11 protein-coding genes are annotated in these 14,051 nt (G+C 44.0%); 2 read left to right on the top strand and 9 right to left on the bottom strand.

The features are described 5' to 3' along the window. Positions 1-10 precede the first annotated feature (10 nt). The 7 genes from T496_RS0104680 to T496_RS0104650 all read right to left on the bottom strand — a co-directional run bounded on the left by T496_RS0104680 (position 11) and on the right by T496_RS0104650 (position 6,294). Positions 11-505: a Fur family transcriptional regulator gene (locus T496_RS0104680; protein WP_027449716.1), complete on the bottom strand. Its 495-nt coding sequence runs from the start codon at positions 503-505 to the stop codon at positions 11-13. Positions 506-654: 149 nt separating this feature from the next. Next, entirely contained in the window at positions 655-1,917 is a 1,263-nt protein-coding gene (gene nqrF / locus T496_RS0104675; protein ID WP_027449715.1) for an NADH:ubiquinone reductase (Na(+)-transporting) subunit F, read from the bottom strand. Positions 1,918-1,929: 12 nt separating this feature from the next. Further along, positions 1,930-2,553, bottom strand: coding sequence for an NADH:ubiquinone reductase (Na(+)-transporting) subunit E (nqrE, locus tag T496_RS0104670; RefSeq protein ID WP_027449714.1), 624 nt, complete (start codon positions 2,551-2,553; stop codon positions 1,930-1,932). Positions 2,554-2,556: 3 nt separating this feature from the next. Next, positions 2,557-3,165 (bottom strand): NADH:ubiquinone reductase (Na(+)-transporting) subunit D, encoded by a 609-nt coding sequence (locus tag T496_RS0104665; protein WP_027449713.1) that lies wholly within the window; start codon positions 3,163-3,165, stop codon positions 2,557-2,559. Positions 3,166-3,169: 4 nt separating this feature from the next. Next, complete coding sequence (locus tag T496_RS0104660; protein WP_027449712.1) at positions 3,170-3,778, bottom strand: FMN-binding protein; 609 nt, start codon at positions 3,776-3,778, stop codon at positions 3,170-3,172. Between the two features lie 2 nt (positions 3,779-3,780). Further along, positions 3,781-4,923, bottom strand: a complete 1,143-nt coding sequence (locus tag T496_RS0104655; RefSeq protein WP_027449711.1) for an NADH:ubiquinone reductase (Na(+)-transporting) subunit B — start codon at positions 4,921-4,923, stop codon at positions 3,781-3,783. 6 nt (positions 4,924-4,929) lie between these two features. Further along, complete coding sequence (locus T496_RS0104650) at positions 4,930-6,294, bottom strand: Na(+)-translocating NADH-quinone reductase subunit A (protein WP_027449710.1); 1,365 nt, start codon at positions 6,292-6,294, stop codon at positions 4,930-4,932. Between the two features lie 288 nt (positions 6,295-6,582). Here T496_RS0104650 and T496_RS13480 point away from each other — a divergent pair, with 288 nt between their 5' ends. Together T496_RS13480 and T496_RS0104640 are read left to right on the top strand one after the other, a co-directional pair. After that, positions 6,583-10,884, top strand: coding sequence for a translocation/assembly module TamB domain-containing protein (locus tag T496_RS13480; RefSeq protein WP_052342078.1), 4,302 nt, complete (start codon positions 6,583-6,585; stop codon positions 10,882-10,884). Positions 10,885-11,442: 558 nt separating this feature from the next. After that, the gene (locus tag T496_RS0104640) at positions 11,443-12,045 is read left to right on the top strand and encodes a helix-turn-helix transcriptional regulator (protein WP_027449709.1); all 603 of its coding nucleotides are present in this window, start codon (positions 11,443-11,445) and stop codon (positions 12,043-12,045) included. On the opposite strand, the gene T496_RS13475 is transcribed toward T496_RS0104640, so the two are convergent. Beyond that, a complete protein-coding gene (locus T496_RS13475) occupies positions 12,042-13,388 on the bottom strand; it encodes a right-handed parallel beta-helix repeat-containing protein (RefSeq protein ID WP_052342077.1) in 1,347 nt (448 codons plus the stop codon). The two genes, T496_RS0104640 and T496_RS13475, sit on opposite strands and share 4 nt — an antisense overlap. A gap of 37 nt (positions 13,389-13,425) precedes the next feature. Continuing rightward, positions 13,426-13,986: an NADH peroxidase gene (locus T496_RS0104630; protein ID WP_027449708.1), complete on the bottom strand. Its 561-nt coding sequence runs from the start codon at positions 13,984-13,986 to the stop codon at positions 13,426-13,428. Positions 13,987-14,051: the final 65 nt, after the last annotated feature.

Below are 14,051 nucleotides of genomic sequence, written 5' to 3'. Positions count from 1 at the left end.
TCGTTTAATTTTAATGTTTAACATTCATACTATTACGTTTTCTGGTCAGAGCAGCCTGACAAGTAGAACAGATGCCATAAATATATAGCGTAAATCCATCTTTATGGAATCGCTTTAGCTTCATCTGATCAATGGCCATTGATATCTCGGGAGCGCGGACTTCGGTCACCTTTCCACAAACGGTACATACCTGGTGACAATGGCTATCATCGGCATAACAGGCTTCATACTTTGTAGCGCCCTGAAAACTGTGACGTACCACGAGTCGCAATTCCAAAAAGAGATTGATGGTGTTGTAGAGGGTTGCACGGCTAACTGGAAACTTATAAACATCGTTCAACTTTTGGCCAAGTTCCTCGAGCGTGAAGTGGCCCTTGAAACTGTAAACAGCCTCTAATATCGCAAAGCGTTCTGGCGTCTTGCGATGATTATTCATCTCCAAATAACTAGTCAGTATGCGCTCTACAGCCAATCGCACACTGTCCTTCTTCTCTGTTGCTTTCATAAACCGCTTGCAAAGTTAATAAAAAAGGAGTGAATAGAAAAATCTAAAAGTTGAAAAAAACAAAAATTACTGAACTAGAACGGAAAAGGGCAACTTTACGATGCGTAAAGTTGCCCTTTAAGATGAGTAAAGTAATGCTTTTCTGTGCCTTATCCACCGAAGTTATCATACATGATGCTCTCGGGATCTACACCCAGAGAGTCGAGCATGCCGACAACGGCCTTTGACATAGGACCAGGACCGCACATGTAGTACTCGATATCCTCGGGAGCCTCGTGGTCCTTCAGATAGGTCTCGAACATCACGTTGTGAACAAAACCTGGAGTGTACTTTACGCCAGCAGCATCGGCTGCGGGGTCTGGACGGTCCAAAGCCAAGTGGAAGTGGAAGTTGGGATACTCCTTCTCCAATCCGAGGAAATCCTCGAGATAGAACACCTCGTTCAGCGCACGTGCACCATAGAAGTAGTGCATCTCGCGATCGGTGGTGTGAAGCGTTTTGGTCATGTGCATAATCTGAGCGCGCAGAGGAGCCATACCGGCACCACCACCTACCCAAATCATCTCCTTCTTCGAGTCGAAGTGTGGATGGAAGTCACCGAAAGGACCACTCATGATAACCTTGTCACCGGGTTTCAGTGAGAAGATATAAGACGAAGCGATACCAGGATTAACTTCCATAAAGCCTGAACGATCGGCCTTGAAAGGAGGTGTGGCAATACGAACTGTCAACATGAACACATCGCCCTCGGCAGGATAGTTTGCCATTGAGTAAGCACGGATAGTAGGTTCGGGGTTCTTACACTTGAGTGGGAACAAACCGAACTTCTCCCATGCAGGCAGATACTCATCACCAATCAGGCTCTTGTCGATGTCCTTATCATAGTCGATGCAGTCGAATGCAGGAATCTTAATCTGAGCATAAGAACCAGGCAGGAAGTCCATGTGAGCACCTGCAGGCAGCTGCACTTTGAACTCCTTGATGAAGGTAGCCACGTTCTTGTTAGAGATAACAGTACACTCGTACTCTTTAACACCCAGAATTGACTCATCTACATGAATCTTCAGGTCGCCCTTCACCTTGCACTGACATCCCAGACGCCAGTGATCCTTGATCTCCTTACGGGTGAAGTGAGGCTTCTCTGAGTCGAGAATCTCGCCACCGCCCTCAAGAACCTGTACCTTACACTGGCCGCATGATGCCTTACCACCACAGGCAGAAGGCAGGAAGATGCCATTCTGATTGAGTGTAGCCATCAGGTTGTTACCCTGAGGCACATTGATAGTGCGCTCGCCATTGATCTCAATATTCACATTGCCCGAGGGAGACAGATATTTCTTCGCAACGAGCAGGATGATGACGATGGCAATGATCGTCACCAGAAACACGATAATGCTATTTAAAATAAACATACTGTCCTCCTCTTAAATTTTAAGTCCGCTGAAGCACATCATAGCCATAGCCATCAAGCCAACGGTGATAAACGTAATTCCGAGTCCCTGCAAAGGCTTGGGAACATCGCTGTACTGCATCTTCTCACGAATAGCACCCATAGCCACAATAGCTATTGTCCAACCGATACCTGAACCAAAAGCGTAAACCAAAGCGTCAACAACGCTGGTGATGGCTTTAGTCTCTGAGGGGTCGAGCAGGATGCGCTGCTGCATGAAGAGTGATGCACCCATGATGGCACAGTTCACAGCAATCAGAGGCAAGAAGATACCCAAGGCTGCATAAAGTGATGGAGAATACTTCTCAACCACCATCTCTACCAACTGCACGATACCTGCGATAACAGCGATAAAGAGGATGAATGACAGATAAGAGAGGTCCATGCCGAAGATGCCGTTTTCACTAAGCACCTTGGTCTGGAGCAGATAATCAACTGGGACAGTGACCAGCAGCACAAAAGTAACTGCCATACCCAATCCGAGCGATGTCTTAACATTCTTCGAAACGGCAAGGAACGAGCACATACCCAAGAAGAATGCGAAAATCATATTGTCGACAAAGATCGACCTAAAGAATAATGATATTGCGTGTTCCATAAATTACTTCTCCTTATAAAAATATGCACGATGTATCCAGATGACGCATCCCACCAAAATCAGAGCCATGGCAGGCATTGTCATCATACCATTGTTAAAGTCCTTGCAGTCAATGATCTGGAAGCCCAGCAATGAGCCACGTCCGAAGAACTCACGGAAAGCTCCCACGACAACCAAAATCATAGCATAGCCGATACCATTACCCACACCATCGAGGAACGAAGGCCAAGGCTTGTTCTGCATAGCGAAAGCCTCAAGACGGCCCATCAGAATACAGTTGGTGATAATCAAACCAACATATACTGAGAGCTGTACACTTACGTCATAAACGTAGGCTTTGAGCACCTGAGAAACAATGGTTACCAGCGCTGCAACAACAACCAACTGTACCACAATACGGATACGGTTAGGAATGGTGTTACGAATAATTGAGATAATCACATTAGAGAAGGCTGTAATAACAGTCACAGCTAGACCCATCACGATAGCCGGCTTCAGCTGGCTGGTTACAGCAAGTGCAGAACAGATACCCAGTACCTGCACCAATATGGGATGATCGAGGTTCAACGGATTAGTGAAAGCCTCTTTGTTTTGCTTACTTAATAGTGCCATAGTCTTAGTTCTTTAAAAAGTCCAAGTACTTCTTAGTCAACTGCTCCTGCAGCATCTTGCTCACAGCAGTAGAGGTCACGGTAGCACCTGTAACAGCATCAACCGTTGTCTCGTTGTTCACGTTTTTCTCGACAGACAATGCAAGTGTCTCTTTGCTCTCATCGGCAAAAATCTTCTTGCCATGGAACTTAGCCTGCCAATCAGGGTTATCCTTGATTTCAGCACCAAGACCAGCTGTCTCACTTTCATGATTGAAATAGGCTCCATAGATGGTGTTCTTATCACTATCTACTGACAGGAATGCACTGATGCCACCCCACATGCCCTGTCCCTTCAAAGGAAGAACATACTTCACATCACCATTCTCCAAAGTGCAGACATATACATTCTGCGCCTCGTCGAAGGTCACAATCTTCTCATAGGTAGCATGTGCTTCGTCGTCTGAAAGACCACGAAGGTTCAGTGAATTCAGAATCTGCTTCTCCTGATCGAGAGCCACATTCTTGTCCTGCTGAGGCTTCAAGCTCTGCGACACGAAGGCCAAGAGGAAAGCCACAATCAGTACAAGCACCGTACTATATACAATAATGTACGTATTGGAATTTGTATTCAGTTTCATTTATTACCTCCTCTCTTCAAACGTTTCGTAATATTGCGGTCAACCACGAAGTAGTCAATCGTAGGAGCAAACATATTCATCAGCAGGATAGCCAACATCATGCCCTCGGGGAAACCAGGATTCATGACACGAACCACAATGGCAACAACACCAATGAGGAAGCCATAGATCCACTTACCACACTCCGTGCGACATGAGGTAACAGGATCGGTTGCCATGAACACAGCACCGAAACAGAAACCGCCCAGGACGATGTGCTCGTACCAATGAATTGGAGTCATTTCAAGGCTCTCGAACAGCAAACCTGCCAGAATACCACCAGCGAAGACGCTGAACATGGTCTTCCAAGAAGCGATGCCTGTGTAGAGAAGAATAACTGCACCAATGGCAATAGCAATAACGCTAGTCTCACCAATTGAGCCAGGAATCAAACCTGTTACAGCATCCATATTGAAGGCATAGCTATCCAGGTGTGAAAGAGGTGTAGCTCCAGAGAATCCGTCGGGCACCTGACCACCAAAACCAAAGATAGGACTATTAGCAATCCAAGCCTGATCACCTGTCATTTTCTGAGGATAGGCAAAGAACAGGAAGGCACGTGCCATTAATGCGGGGTTAAAGATGTTCATACCTGTACCACCGAAGATCTCCTTACCAATAACAACGGCAAAAGCAACGGCGATAGCCAGCATCCAAAGAGGCAAGTTTACAGGAACAATCAGAGGAATCAGGATACCACTTACAAGGAAGCCTTCCTGGATCTCCTCGCCCTTCCACTGTGCCCAGGCAAACTCGATACCCAGACCTACGATGTAAGAAACGAGGATTTTGGGAAGAACAGCCAGGAAGCCAAAGATGAACATATCCATGAAGGAAGCATCCAAACCTGAGGCAATGGCATTCTGATATCCCACATTATACATACCGAACAGCATAGCAGGCATCAGAGCGATAACTACCATACTCATAATACGCTTCGAGTCGATGGCATCGTGGATGTGTACACCTTTCGTCGATGTGGTGTTAGGCACATAGAGGAAGGTCTCGAAACCATCGAACAGACTACGGAAAGCGTGCAGCTTGCCGCCCTCTTCGAAGTTCGGCTTAATCTTATTTAAGTAATTTCTTATTGCTTTCATCGTCTATTATGCGTTTTCTTTACGTAAATTATTCAAACCTTCACGAACGATGCGCTGAAGTTCAAGTTTTGAAGAGTCAACAAACTCAGCAAGCGCAAAGTCCTCGGGAGCAACCTCGTAGATACCCAACTGCTCCATCTTGTCGATGTCGCCAGCAATGATCGCCTTGATCAGGTATTCGCCATAGATATCCATAGGCAGCACTTTGTCATACTCTCCACTCATAATCATGTGACGCTCGCCACCCTTAACACGGGCATCCAAAGCATACTCTTTCTTACCAAACAGCCAAGAGAAATAGCTGCGGTTTACAGAGAACTGATTAAAGCGGGGCATAATCCATCCCAGCATCTCATCGTTGTCGTCACCCTCGGGGATAACAGTAATCTCTGAAGTATGAGCTCCGAGGAAGCCATCTTTTGAAGTCTGGCGACCCGTCAGCACGTTACCATTGATTACACGAACAGAATGAGAATTGTCATAACTGTTGCTGAGCAACGTTGACAACTCCTCTCCCACCTTCATATCAACATAGCAGGGGTTGGTCACTTCGCTACCACAAAGAGCAACAGTACGAGTAAGATCAACCTTGCCAGTATTGAAAAGACGACCAATAAAGAGAACTACTGTAGGATCACCAATAGTCCAAACGATCTCACCTTTGTTTACTGGATTAAGGTGATTAACTTGAACGCCTACGTTACCTGCAGGGCATTTGCCGTCAAACACAGTTACCTCGACGTCCTTTTCAACGTTCATCTGCTGCAACTTAGACTGAAGGTCGGGCTGAACACCAAGACCCAAATAAGTCTTAGCAATCTTAGACAATGCCTGCAAACCAGTTACGAAATCTTGCTCCTGACCTTTCACTTCGAAATCAAAACTGCCAGCTAAGGGCTTGTCACGAAGTGCAGAAACAAAGATAGCCTTCGGCATCACCGAGGGATTGGTGGAGATGGCATAAGGAAGCTGATTGATGTATCCAAAGATACCAGCTTCGAGCAGAGCGTCAACAACGGCCTTGCCGTCCATCTTTGACACGTCCTTCTTACCAAAATCCACATACTGTTGTTGAGCATCGGCCTCTACTTTCACACAGAGCACCTTGCGACGTTCGCCACGTTCCACTGCGGTAACTTTACCACTGACTGGAGAGGCAAAACGAACTTCGGGATAGAGCTTGTTTACAAACAAGGCATCCCCGGCCTTGACAACGTCACCTTCACGGACAATCACTTTGGGCGTAACTCCCTCAAAATCGTCGGGTACCAAAGCATACTTGCCGTTCGATTTGAGGTCCAGTTTCGTTTCCTTCGCTTTCCCCTGAAGATGAATGTCTAAGCCTTTGCGTAGCTTAATAACATTTGCCATATATAATCAATGAGAATTAATTAAAGTCTATTCTTTTAGCGGTGCAAAATTAATAAAAATTAGTAATATAGGGAACAAATATTCACCGAAAAATGTGGGAATAAAAACTTTTTGTCGTAATTTTGCAACTGAAAAAAGACGAAAGCAAAACTTTTGCTATCTCGGTTTATCAGTTTGAAGCGGCTTAAACATATAACCAACTGGACAATATGGAGCATCGTGGCGCTCTATATGTCTCTTTTAGTTCTCATTCAGATGCCAGTAATTCAGGATGGCATTGGAAGGAGAATGGCTTCTTTTTTAGGTCAAAAGATTGGCACAGAGGTATCTATAGGACGAGTTGACCTAGGCTTTTTCACACGTATCATCATCGATGACGTGGTGGTGAAAGATCAGCAGAATACCGAGATGCTAAAGGCAGGACGCTTATCCGTGAAGTTCAACCCGCTATCATTGATGGAAGGAAAACTGCAGATCTCTTCCGCTCAACTTTTCAATGCAAACGCAGTATTGTACCAGAAGGACTCTTTGACAGGTCCCAACTATCAGTTTGTCATCGACTCTCTATCTTCTAAAGATGATAATTCTTCGTCAAAACTCGACCTTATAATCAAATCTTTGATAGTAAGGCGTTCAAGCATCAAATACGACCGATATGACAAGCCAGTAACACCTGGGCAACTAAACTTAAACCATCTATATATTAATGATGTGAGCGCACACGTCATGTTGAAGAGTCTGTCGAAGGACTCTATCAACGTCAACCTGAAACGACTGACGTTCAACGAGCAGTCAGGACTGGTTGTAAGTCGCATCTCGGCATTATACGAAGCCAACGATCACCAAGCTACTATTCGTAATTTCCGTTTAGAACTGCCTAACACCAACATTCTGGCCCCCCAATGGACCATCAATTACGAAGGTGGAAACATGAAGAACATGCAAGGTGCGTTCAGTCATTCGCATATCACGCTGTCTGACCTTGCAAGTATTGACAAGAAGTTAAAGCCATTCAACGAGCCCATAGACTTTGAGACAACCGTCATTGGTGGCTCACACTATGTATCTCTTCAAAGCACTAAGATCTCTATCCCTGAAGAACTGCGCTTTGAGGGCGACGGACAAATAGACTGGAAAGCTAAAAAACTGGCGTGGCAGACACGAATCAACAACCTACACATAGACAATTCCCTCATCGTAAAGCTGCACGAAAACTTCAAAGAGATTCCGGAATTATTGGTGCGTCTCAATGACATCAACATATCTGGAGAGGCTAGACAATCACACAACGGTCTTTTGGAGGCTAAAGGCATCATCCAAACCGGCATTGGTCACGCAACAATAAAAGGTTCTATTTCGCCCGATAAAAAAATTACATCCGTTATCAAGTCAGACAGTTTAAACCTTGGAAAACTCCTGAACGATAATCACCTGGGGCTTATATCTTCAAACATCAATATCAGCGGAACAACTACACAAGCAAAAGTGAACGCTGATATATCGAGGTTCGATTACAACAACTATAGCTATCACAACATCAACATCAATGGTACATATCGTCCTACAGAAATAGATGGTGCCATTCAAATTAATGATCATAATTTACAAGTTAACCTCAATGGTGCATGGAACAAGTCAGCAAAATCCAACTTCAGACTTAGCGGTCTTATCGCCAAACTGGCCCCCGAAGCACTCAACTTATCCAACCAGTGGGGGAACGTATCTTTCTCCACATCAATCGACGCTAACTTCCGGGCTACCACCCCCAACAATGCAGAAGGAAATATCAACATCAGCAACTTTCTGATGACCACAAATGATTCTTTATCAAAAAGAATTTATAATATTGAGAATCTTAATATTACATCAGGCTATAACGAAGACAAGAACCACTTCCTAAACATTAAGGGAGACATGGGCGAGATCTTACTCAAAGGTCACTTTGAATGGCAGACCTTGCCCCAGAGTTTCATTAATTATATTGCATCTAAGCTCCCCACTCTACCCGGATTACCTCAGTCCAAGTCCCAACCCCACAACGACTTTGAACTAGAGATATATCTGACAGAAACCGAATGGCTTGAAAAGTTATTGGGCATACACATAATAATTAACAAGCCTGCGCACCTTCAAGCCAAGCTCAATGATCTTTCCAACGAGTTAGACATCTATGGTCAGTTCCCCTCTTTCACCTATAACGACGCTCCATATCAGGATGGATTCATTCATCTGACGACAGAAAAAGATACCGCTTTCTGCGAATTAGAACTCAATAAAATCATGGACAACGGACGCCGTACTTTATTATCGCTAACATCCAAGGCGTCCGACAACCTGATTACAAATTCCTTAACATGGGACAACAGCACACGCTGGAGCAGTGACCACACCCAGGCTATGTATGGCACCATCAACACCATTACACAGCTTTACACCAACGAGACAGGCAAAGCTGAGGCCCAAGTACGTGTGCTTCCGTCATTGATGCACCTAAGAGGAGCCGACTGGAATCTTGAGCCATGTGATATTCTGTACTCAGACAATCACTTGATCATCGACCATTTTAATATATCGCATGGAGAGCAGCATCTCAACATCGACGGTGTTGCTTCAAACAATCCTGCTGATACCATTACGCTGGATTTAAATCAAATGGACGTTGAATACATTCTTGACTTGGTCAACTTCCATTCGGTAGATTTCGCGGGTAAAGCCTCTGGAAAGGTCTATGCGAATAACATCTTTGGCGAATTCGGTGCAAAAGCTGATCTGGAAGTAGCAGACTTCCACTTCCAGAATGGCGGCATGGGAACACTCTTCGCAAAAGCAGAATGGAACAAGCAGAAGCAGCAGATCGATATTGACGCCGTAAGCATTGAGAGCCTGCTAGCTAGAACAAAAATCAAAGGCTACGTATCACCTGTCCACAGCAATATCGACCTCAAGATAAACGCCGAAGGCACCAGTCTTGAATTCTGTAAGTCGTTCACCTCCAGTTTTCTGAAAGACATCTCTGGACGAGGTCATGGCTTTGTAGAAGTAGTGGGATCGTTTGGCGAAATGAACCTACTGGGTGATGTTGCCGTAGATGGTAAAGTCTCTGTAACAGCCTTAGGCACTACCTATACCATCGAGGGCGACACCGTTCATCTGGTAGAAAACGATATTCAGTTTAAGGACTTTAAAATCTTCGACACCAATCATCACGTAGGAAGACTGACTGGCGGTGTTCATCACGACCACATCTCAAACTTCACATTCGATTTTGACATTGAGGCAGACAACTTGCTGGCATACGATTTCCCGACTTATGAGGACGGAAGCACCATCTGCGGTACAGTTTATGCGAATGGAAAAGTTGACCTGCACGGACACAATGATGAAATCGTTATCAATTGCAACGTGACCCCCACTCGCGGTTCTACTTTCAGCTATAACGCTGCAAACCCCGATGCTATCAATCAGCAGAACTTCATCACTTGGTCTTCGAGAAACAAAGACCTGACAGACGACTTTGTAGAGATTCAACAGGGCTCGACAAACCAGAACAACCAATCGAACCTTTATATCAACTTTCTGATCAACGCCACACCTGATGCCACACTGAAGCTTCTAATGGACCAGAATACCGGTGACAACATCTCACTTAGGGGCAATGGCATACTGAGAGCACAGTTCTATAACAAAGGCGCATTCACCATGTTTGGAACCTATGGTGTTGAGGAAGGTACCTATGGTATAACCATACAAAACATCATCAAGAAAACATTCAACTTCCAGCCCAACGGAACTATTAGTTTCAGAGGAGATCCTTTCGAAGCCAACCTGAACCTCCAGGCACTATACACCGTGAATGGCGTTTCACTTTCCGATTTGAACATCGGTAACTCCTTCTCTAATACCGTAAGGGTCAACTGTCTGATGAACATCACCGGAACAGCCGGTTCTCCGCGCATTGACTTCGACTTAGACATACCTAATGTCAATAGCGAGGAAAAGCAGATGATTCGTTCGGTGATTACCAGCGAACAAGAAATGAATCAGCAAGTACTTTATCTATTAGGTATAGGCCGTTTCTATACGCAAGGAGCTAATAATGCAGAACAACAGCAGTATGGACAAACTCAGCTTGCGATGCAGAGTTTCTTGTCTGGTACGGTATCTACACAGATTAACCAACTCTTGTCTCAGGTTGTCAACTCCAACGACTGGAACTTTGGTGCTAACATCTCAACAGGCAACGAAGGTTGGAACAACGCCGAGTACGAAGGTCTGGTTAGCGGTAAGATGCTCAACAACCGCTTACTCGTGAATGGTCAGTTTGGCTACCGCGACAATGCCAAGCAAGCAACGCCCTCATTCATTGGCGACTTCAGCCTGCGCTACCTGCTGTACCCTAATGGTAACTTAGCTCTCAAGGTGTATAATCAAACAAACGATAGATATTTCACACGTTCTTCACTTAACACCCAGGGCATAGGTCTCATCATGAAAAAGGACTTTAATGGCATTCGCGATCTGTTCCGCATCAGTAAGCCCAGAAAACGAGACGAACAGAAAGCTAAAGAGACTAAAGAAACAAAAGAATAGTTTAGCCTTTGCTCCTATCCTATACTTTAGAACGCGTGATTCTAGACTCTAGAATAGCCAGTTCCAGACTTTAGAATAATCAGATCTAGACTCTAGAATCACGCGTTCTAGAGTCTAGATTCGACACAAAACTTATCGAATAACATCGCAATAGCGCCACTTTTACCTCATTAAACAATGAGTATTGAACATTGACCATGCCGCTTTTGTCATGCGAAACCAATGCTTCTGCCCCGATTTCAAAGTTGATAAAAAGAAATAAGAGGAAACCTTCACAGGTTTCCTCTTTTGTTACCTTTGCATTCAAAGAATCGATGCAAATGGTTTCGAAAGAAGATTGTCTGTCTCACGACTCACAATCTTCAAAATTAACCTTAATAATCTAATACCATGAAAAACACGGTGCAAATATATACATTTTTATTATAGCCTCCAACATTTTTGCACTCCACCAATATGATATTTAATATAATTTAATGATTAGGCTACTTTTTTATATTTTTTCAAAACAACATTCTTGGTACAAATTGAAAAAAGTAGTACCTTTGCAAACTGATTATGAATTCATACAAGGAACGTCCACATATTGCAATCGTTGATTCGAACACATTAGCTGTTTTAGGACTGAAACAGTTGCTGCAGAATGTATTGCCAATTTTAAAGATTGACACATACAATTCTTTGGCAGAACTGGCAGCCAATCACCACGAAAAATATGCGCACTTTTTTGTATCTATGAATTTAGTCCTTGAGCATATTGAATTTTTCCGAGAATACAGGAAAAAGACGATTGTTCTTACGATGTCACGAGAAGACAGCAGCCAGCTCAAGGAATTCCACTCGATGTGTATCAACGTGCCAGAACACGAATTGGTAAGATCTCTACTCATGCTCGAGCAGCATGGTCATAGTCACGGGAAAAATCTGCCAGAGATGCCTGAGGCACTTAGAAAGAACATCCTTTCCACCCGAGAAATCGAAGTTATTTCCTTGATTGTGCAAGGTTATATCAACAAGGAAATAGCAGAGAAGCTACACATTGGGTTAGCCACTGTTGTTACACACAGAAAAAACATCATGGACAAGCTAGGCTTTAAGAGTGTTTCGGCTCTTACGATCTATGCCGTGATGCATGGATATGTAGATATCAACAAGATTTAATAGCAGCCCATTCCTTTTGCCGTCGAGAGAGAATCAAGATGGAAATCGTACTTTAGATTATCTTCATCAATCAGCACAAAGTGTTGTTTTCCCTGAATAGAATCTTTAGGACTCTCCCATTTTACGTTGACAAAAGTCTGAAATACAGAGTCTTTGATCTCTGGCGTACGAAGAAGTGTATTCTCGAAGTAATAACTATATGCCACAGTAGTATCTTTCGACTCGCCCATCACCACATCCTCATCATAGCCCGTGACAATAGAATTTTTCATTTGCAGACCTACAAGCGGATAATTATAGTCTTTATAATAATTGGAGAAGCGAAGAGCGGCGCCTCTACCGCCAGCAAATGGATAGAATTGTCCAAAAGTACATGAGTTTATCAAAGCCAATCCACCATGAACAGAGAAGCAATCTCCCTGAGCATTGGTAAACTGACAATTCAAAAACTCTGCATAAGCATTAAAAAGCTCTACCCCATGTCCCTTGCTATTGTGCACGATGGTATGATCCATATACAACCGGCAGTCGCTCTCGGTATATTCAGCAGAGTCACACACCAGGCCATTGACGGCATTACGAATCTCGGAATTCAGAATCACATTTTCCGTTGATGAGCTATGTAAACGAATACCTTTCCACTGACCACTCACGCGATCATACGGCAGATAATCGAACATATGATCTTGTCTGTCGCCACGAAAGACCACGTTTTTGGCAAACATCGTACCATAGACTTCTACCCCAGCACCATCATGAAAGTATAGTGTGGTATTCCTGATATTCAATAAAGCGGCGCTATCTACTGTCAAACTGCCATAAATCACGATAGGACGAGCGCTTTCTATGACGGTATCTGATTTTATGACCCAATCTTTTTTTATATCAGCATCCCATGAAACGGCTCTAAGGTTCACCTTTTGCTGGATGCCACTTTCCAACTGAAACAGGATATCATCCTCTATCGTTTGCGGCATTGTGCTTTTGTTCTCTGGTGCTGTCAACTCTACGAACACACGAATACTGTCACCCTTACGAATTTCTAAATCAGATACCACGGAGCCTAAAGAATTGTCGAGGTAGCTACCATCTACATTTACACGAAAACCCGATTGGTTGCCATTTCGCAGTCGTACCGTTTTTAATCGAACACCTTCCTTATTGGAGTTATAGACCCAAAAGTCATACATCCGCGAACCGATAGACGTAAAGACGGTATCTACCTTAACGGTGTCTGTTGAGAAGTTCAACAAAGCCGACTGACTTGTGGTAAACAAGTCATCATCTGAGCAGGAGAATAGTGCTGACAGTATAATTGAGAATAAAAAAATCCGTTTCATCATATAGACAAAACGGATTATTCCTTATTTTATTATATAATTACTTACCAAAGTAGCGCTTTAGCAAACCAGAGAAGCCTGCTCCATGACGAGCCTCGTCTTTTGCCATCTCATGAACGGTGTCATGGATAGCATCGAAGCCCATTGCCTTGGCCTGCTTTGCCAGCTCAAACTTATCGGCACAAGCGCCTTCCTCTGCAGCGGCACGCTTCTCCAAATTAGTCTTGGTATCGAAGACCACTTCGCCCAGCAGTTCTGCAAAACGACTAGCATGATCAGCCTCCTCGAAAGCATAACGCTTGTAGGCTTCGGCAATTTCAGGATAACCTTCACGATCAGCCTGACGAGCCATGGCCAGATACATACCGACCTCGCTGCATTCTGCGTGATAGTTGTTGCGCAACTCATTAATCATTTCTTCGGGCACGCCCTCAATCTTACCATCACCCAGACGGTGAACAGTAGCATATGTCACTTCGCCGGCCTGCTCTTTTAACTCAGAGAACTTAGAAGCTGGTGCTTTACAAATAGGACACTTCTCGGGTGCTGACTCGCCTTCATAGATATATCCACAAACAGCGCATATAAATTTCTTCTTCATAAAATATAAATTTAGTTGGTTAGCATTTAAATCTATGTTGCAAAGATAAACATTATAATCAAAAT

The organism is Xylanibacter brevis P6B11 (assembly GCF_000621825.1).
Taxonomy (GTDB): domain Bacteria; phylum Bacteroidota; class Bacteroidia; order Bacteroidales; family Bacteroidaceae; genus Prevotella; species Prevotella brevis.
The sequence above is the reverse complement of the archived record's forward strand: the minus strand, read 5'-3'. Positions and strand labels throughout refer to the sequence as shown.

Bases quoted from the DNA above. Each gene is read 5' to 3' on its own strand.
- T496_RS0104680 (WP_027449716.1), bottom strand. From the start codon at position 505: ATGAAAGCAACAGAGAAGAAGGACAGTGTGCGATTGGCTGTAGAGCGC.
- nqrF (WP_027449715.1), bottom strand. From the start codon at position 1,917: ATGTTTATTTTAAATAGCATTATCGTGTTTCTGGTGACGATCATTGCC.
- nqrE (WP_027449714.1), bottom strand. From the start codon at position 2,553: ATGGAACACGCAATATCATTATTCTTTAGGTCGATCTTTGTCGACAAT.
- T496_RS0104665 (WP_027449713.1), bottom strand. From the start codon at position 3,165: ATGGCACTATTAAGTAAGCAAAACAAAGAGGCTTTCACTAATCCGTTG.
- T496_RS0104655 (WP_027449711.1), bottom strand. From the start codon at position 4,923: ATGAAAGCAATAAGAAATTACTTAAATAAGATTAAGCCGAACTTCGAA.
- T496_RS0104650 (WP_027449710.1), bottom strand. From the start codon at position 6,294: ATGGCAAATGTTATTAAGCTACGCAAAGGCTTAGACATTCATCTTCAG.
- T496_RS13480 (WP_052342078.1), top strand. From the start codon at position 6,583: ATGGCTTCTTTTTTAGGTCAAAAGATTGGCACAGAGGTATCTATAGGA.
- T496_RS0104640 (WP_027449709.1), top strand. From the start codon at position 11,443: ATGAATTCATACAAGGAACGTCCACATATTGCAATCGTTGATTCGAAC.
- T496_RS13475 (WP_052342077.1), bottom strand. From the start codon at position 13,388: ATGATGAAACGGATTTTTTTATTCTCAATTATACTGTCAGCACTATTC.
- T496_RS0104630 (WP_027449708.1), bottom strand. From the start codon at position 13,986: ATGAAGAAGAAATTTATATGCGCTGTTTGTGGATATATCTATGAAGGC.